Below are 5,056 nucleotides of genomic sequence, written 5' to 3' on the forward strand. Positions count from 1 at the left end.
CGTCGACGCGGCCAGCGGCGGTTTCGTGGTGCCGTTCTTGCACCCCGAGCTGAAGTGGGACTTCCGGTTGCCCCGCGTGGTGTCGATCAACGTCAGCGGCCACAAGTACGGGTTGACCTATCCCGGCGTCGGCTTCGTGGTCTGGCGCAACAAGGAGCATCTGCCCGAGGACCTGGTGTTCCACGTCAACTATCTGGGCGGCGACATGCCGACGTTCACCCTGAACTTCTCCCGCCCGGGCAACCAGGTGGTGGGCCAGTACTACAACTTCCTGCGGTTGGGCCGCGACGGCTACACCAAGGTGATGCAGACTCTGTCCGAAACCGCGCGGTGGCTGGGTGAGCAGTTACGCACCGGCGACCATTGCGAGCTGATTTCGGACGGTTCGGCGATCCCGGTGGTCAGCTTCCGGTTGGCCCGCGAGTGCGGCTACACCGAGTTCGACGTGTCGCACGAGCTGCGGACCTTCGGCTGGCAGGTTCCCGCCTACACCATGCCTGACAACGCCACCGACGTGTCGGTGCTGCGCATCGTCGTGCGGGAGGGCTTGTCCGCTGACCTGGCGCGCGCCCTGCACGACGATGCCCGCACGGCGCTGGCGAACCTGGACAAGGTCAAGCCGGGCGGACACTACGACGCCCAGCACTTCGCGCACTAGTAGTCACATCGGTCACACCCGTCTCCGTCGGGAGCATGTGCTGATGTGCCCGCCTCACAGCGACAATTCGGGTTGTCGCTCGGAGGCGGGCACAAAGGAAGGTGTGTCCGGGTCGGTACTGCTGTGACAGCTGAGACGACGGGGCGTTGGTTCGCGGACGCTTCTGGGACAATGGGGGCCGTGGCTGTTACCCCCATATCGCTGAGCCCGGGCGTCCTCGCCGAGGCCGTGGTGGACCTGGGCGCCATCGCGCACAACGTGCGGGTGCTGCGCGAGCACGCCGGCAGCGCGCAGGTGATGGCCGTCGTCAAGGCCGACGGCTACGGGCACGGCGCCACCCGGGTGGCGCAGACCGCCCTGGCCGCGGGCGCCGCCGAACTGGGTGTCGCCACCGTCGACGAGGCACTCGCGTTGCGCGCCGACGGCGTCACCGCGCCGCTGCTGGCGTGGTTGCACTCACCCGGCACGGACTTCGGCCCAGCGCTGCTGGGTGACATCGAGATCGCGGTGTCCTCGGTGCGCCAGCTCGACGAACTGCTCGACGCGGTGCGCCGAACCGGACGCACCGCCACGGTGACCGTCAAGGTGGACACCGGCCTCAACCGCAACGGCGTGCCCCCGGCGCAGTATCCGGCGCTGCTGTCCGCGCTGCGTCAGGCCGTCGCCGACGACGCCGTACGCCCGCGCGGGCTGATGTCGCACATGGTGTACGCCGACGCGCCCGACAAATCCATCAACGATCTGCAGGCGCAACGCTTCACCGGCTTCCTGGCTCAGGCCCGCGAGCACGGCGTGCGGTTCGAGGTGGCGCACCTGTCGAACTCCTCGGCCACCATGGCCCGTCCCGACCTCACCTTCGACCTGGTGCGCCCCGGCATCGCGGTCTACGGCCTCAGTCCCGTCCCCAGCTTGGGCGACATGGGACTGATTCCGGCGATGACGGTGAAATGCTCTGTCGCGCTGGTCAAGTCGATCAGCGCGGGTGAGGGCGTGTCGTATGGACACACCTGGACCGCACCGCGCGACACCAACCTGGCGCTGCTGCCCGTCGGTTACGCCGACGGTGTGTTCCGGGCGCTGGGCGGGCGTCTGGAGGTCTTGATCAACGGCCGGCGGCGGCGCGGTGTCGGGCGAATCTGCATGGACCAGTTCGTCGTCGACCTGGGCCCCGGCGCCGTGGACGTGGCCGAAGGTGACGAAGCGATCCTGTTCGGGCCCGGCACCAGCGGCGAGCCTACCGCCCAGGACTGGGCCGACCTGCTCGACACCATCCATTACGAGGTGGTCACCAGTCCCCGCGGGCGCATCACCCGAACCTATCGGGAGGCCGGAAGCCGTTGAGCGGGCAAGATTCCGGCAAGCGGCACAAGGCGTGGCTTGCAGGTGGCGCGGGCTTGACCGCGGTCGCCACCATGGTCGGAGCTTCGGCCCGCCGGTCGCTGGCCGACCGGGGCCTCAGCGCCGAAGACCCCTACGCCGACGAGAGCTTCGAGTGGCCGGACAGCGACCGCAGCCAGGTGGTGACCGCCACCGACGGTGTGCCGCTGGCCGTGCGCGAAGCGGGTCCGGTTGACGCCCCGGTCACCGTCATGTTCGCGCACGGATTCTGCCTTCGTATGGGCGCCTTCTACTTTCAGCGCAAGCGCCTCGCGCAACTGTGGGGAGACCAGGTGCGCATGGTCTTCTACGACCAACGCGGACACGGCCAGTCCGGCGAGGCCGACCCAGACAGCTACACGTTGACCCAGTTGGGGCAGGACTTGGAGGCCGTCCTGCAGGTCACCGCGCCGCGTGGACTGATCGTGCTGGTCGGTCACTCGATGGGGGGCATGACGGTGCTCTCGCATGCCCGCCAGTTCCCCGAGCGATACGGCCGGCAAATCATCGCTGCGGCGCTGATCTCCTCGGCGGCCGAGGGAGTGACCCGATCCCCGCTCGGCGAACTACTCAAACACCCTGCGCTGGAAGCGCTTCGGTTCGCCGCGCGGTCGGCGCCCAACCTCATGCACCGCGGCCGTAACGTCTCGCGATCGGTAATGGGACCCGTCCTGCGCGCCGCCTCCTACAGCGACCTGGAGGTCAGCCGGAGTCTGGACGCGTTCAGCCAGCGCATGATGAACGACACCCCGATCGCCACGCTGGTGGGCTTTCTGCGTGCGCTGGAAGTGCACGACGAGACCGCCGGCCTGTGGACGCTGCTCAGGATCCCCACCCTGATCGCCTGCGGCGACCACGACCTGCTCACCCCGGACGAGTACTCGCGCAAAATGGCGGCGTCGCTGCCCCGTTCCGAACTCGTCATCGTTCCCGGCGCCAGTCACCTGGCGCTGCTGGACAAGCCCGACGCCATCAACGACGGGTTGGTCCGCCTGGTGAACCGTGCTCTGCCGGGTCGAATGACATTGAGGTATCAGCGTTTCCGGGAAAGGTTCCGGCGTCGTGGATAGCGGGGGGACTGCCACGCTCGAACGCGTCGAGGACACCGTCGCGCTGGGCTGCCGGCTGGGCGCGCAATTGCGGGCGGGGGACGTGGTGGTGCTCTCGGGTCCGCTAGGTGCCGGAAAGACGGTGCTGGCCAAGGGGATTGCCGAGGCGATGGAGGTCGACGGTCCGGTCACGTCGCCGACCTACGTGTTGGCCCGGGTGCACCCGCCGCGGCGGACAGGGGCGCCGGCGATGATCCACGTCGACGTCTACCGGTTGCTGGACGAGGGTACCGACCTGCTCGGAGAACTGGACTCCCTGGACCTCGACACCGACCTGGACGACGCGGTCGTCGTCGTGGAATGGGGTGAGGGGCTAGTCGAACGGCTCTCGGAGCGCCACCTCGACGTCAAACTCGAGCGGGTCAGCCACTCCGATGTGCGGATCGCGACCTGGGAATGGGTGCGCACGTGATCGTCCTGGCGCTCGACACCGCCACCCCGGCCGTCACCGCCGGGATCGTGCGGCGTGACGACCTGGCCTTGCTGGCCGAACGAATCACCGTCGATGCCCGCGCGCACGCCGAACGGCTGACGCCAAATGTGGTGGCCGCGTTAGCCGATGCCGGGCTGGGCATGGCCGACCTGGCTGCGGTGGTGGTGGGCTGCGGGCCTGGACCGTTCACCGGTCTGCGGGCCGGGATGGCGACTGGGGCGGCCTACGGTCACGCGCTCGGCATCCCGGTGTACGGGGTGTGCAGCTTGGATGCGATCGGCGGCCTGACCACCGGCGAGGTGCTGGTGGTCACCGACGCACGCCGGCGCGAGGTCTACTGGGCGTGCTACCGCGACGGCGTCCGCACGGCAGGGCCGGCGGTCAACGCCCCAGCCGACGTCGATCCGGGCGCGGTGCAAGCGGTCGCCGGCTCGCCCGAACACGCGGCGTTGTTCGACCTGCCGCGCTGCGGCCCCACCACTCCCACGCCGGCCGGGCTGGTCCGCGCGGTGAACTGGTCGGAGCCACCGGAGCCGCTGGTGGCGCTGTATCTGCGCCGTCCCGACGCCAAACCCTCGGCGGCACGCTCATGACCGCCCACCTCGAGCCGGTCACCGTCGGCGGACTCACCCGCGCCGACGCCGAGCGCTGCGCGCAGCTGGAAGCCCAACTCTTCGACGGTGACGACCCGTGGCCCGCGGCGGCCTTCCACCGCGAATTGGCCAGCGGCCGCAACCATTACGTCGGCGCCCGGGTGGCAGACAAACTCGTCGGTTACGCCGGTATCTCGAAGCTGGGCCGCACCCCGCCGTTCGAATACGAAGTGCACACCATCGGCGTCGACCCGCAATACCAGGGCCGCGGCATCGGCCGTCTCCTCCTCGACGAGCTGCTGAACGTCGCCGACGGCGGTGTGGTCTTCCTGGAAGTGCGTACTGACAACGACGCCGCGATCGCGCTGTACCGCAGCGTCGGCTTCGAGCAGATCGGGGTACGTCGGCGCTACTACCGGGTGAGCGGCGCCGACGCCTACACGATGCGGCGGGAGGCGCAATGACGGCAACCATCTTGGCGATCGAAACCTCCTGTGACGAAACAGGAGTCGGCATCGCGCGGCTGGACGCCGACGGCGCGGTGACGCTGTTGGCCGACGAGGTGGCCTCCAGCGTCGACGAGCATGTCCGGTTCGGCGGGGTGGTTCCGGAGATCGCCTCGCGCGCCCATCTGGAAGCGCTGGGGCCTGCGATGCGCCGCGCGCTGGCCACCGCCGGGTTGGCCCGCCCGGACGTCGTCGCCGCCACCATCGGCCCCGGCCTGGCCGGCGCCTTGCTGGTCGGGGTGGCCGCGGCCAAGGCGTACGCGGCGGCCTGGGACGTGCCGTTCTACGCCGTCAACCATCTGGGCGGACACCTGGCCGCCGACCTCTACGAGCATGGTCCGCTACCGGAGTGCGTGGCGCTGCTGGTCTCCGGCGGCCAC

General features: G+C 69.5%; 6 protein-coding genes and 1 pseudogene. All 7 read left to right on the forward strand.

Annotation, left to right across the window (positions count from 1 at the left end; all coding sequences use genetic code 11):
• Positions 1-658, forward strand: a 658-nt coding sequence (locus A9W95_RS01460; protein WP_253851522.1) for a pyridoxal-dependent decarboxylase, incomplete at its 5' end; no start/stop codon positions are given.
• 180 nt (positions 659-838) lie between these two features.
• The gene (gene alr, locus A9W95_RS01465) at positions 839-1,999 is read left to right on the forward strand and encodes an alanine racemase (RefSeq protein ID WP_216638118.1); all 1,161 of its coding nucleotides are present in this window, start codon (positions 839-841) and stop codon (positions 1,997-1,999) included.
• Positions 2,000-2,052: 53 nt separating this feature from the next.
• Positions 2,053-3,105, forward strand: a complete 1,053-nt coding sequence (locus A9W95_RS01470; protein ID WP_172826524.1) for an alpha/beta fold hydrolase — start codon at positions 2,053-2,055, stop codon at positions 3,103-3,105.
• Positions 3,098-3,556, forward strand: coding sequence for a tRNA (adenosine(37)-N6)-threonylcarbamoyltransferase complex ATPase subunit type 1 TsaE (tsaE, locus tag A9W95_RS01475; protein WP_067408881.1), 459 nt, complete (start codon positions 3,098-3,100; stop codon positions 3,554-3,556). Before A9W95_RS01470 ends, tsaE begins: the two co-directional genes overlap by 8 nt.
• Positions 3,553-4,170: a tRNA (adenosine(37)-N6)-threonylcarbamoyltransferase complex dimerization subunit type 1 TsaB gene (tsaB, locus tag A9W95_RS01480; RefSeq protein ID WP_371328009.1), complete on the forward strand. Its 618-nt coding sequence runs from the start codon at positions 3,553-3,555 to the stop codon at positions 4,168-4,170. The genes tsaE and tsaB overlap by 4 nt, the downstream gene beginning before the upstream one ends.
• Positions 4,167-4,634, forward strand: a complete 468-nt coding sequence (gene rimI / locus A9W95_RS01485; protein WP_067408883.1) for a ribosomal protein S18-alanine N-acetyltransferase — start codon at positions 4,167-4,169, stop codon at positions 4,632-4,634. Before tsaB ends, rimI begins: the two co-directional genes overlap by 4 nt.
• Positions 4,631-5,056, forward strand: a pseudogene (locus A9W95_RS01490) (tRNA (adenosine(37)-N6)-threonylcarbamoyltransferase complex transferase subunit TsaD); the annotation flags it as partial. The gene rimI and the pseudogene A9W95_RS01490, both read left to right, overlap by 4 nt.

It is taken from the genome of Mycobacterium sp. 1423905.2 (genome assembly GCF_001673155.1).
GTDB lineage: Bacteria > Actinomycetota > Actinomycetes > Mycobacteriales > Mycobacteriaceae > Mycobacterium.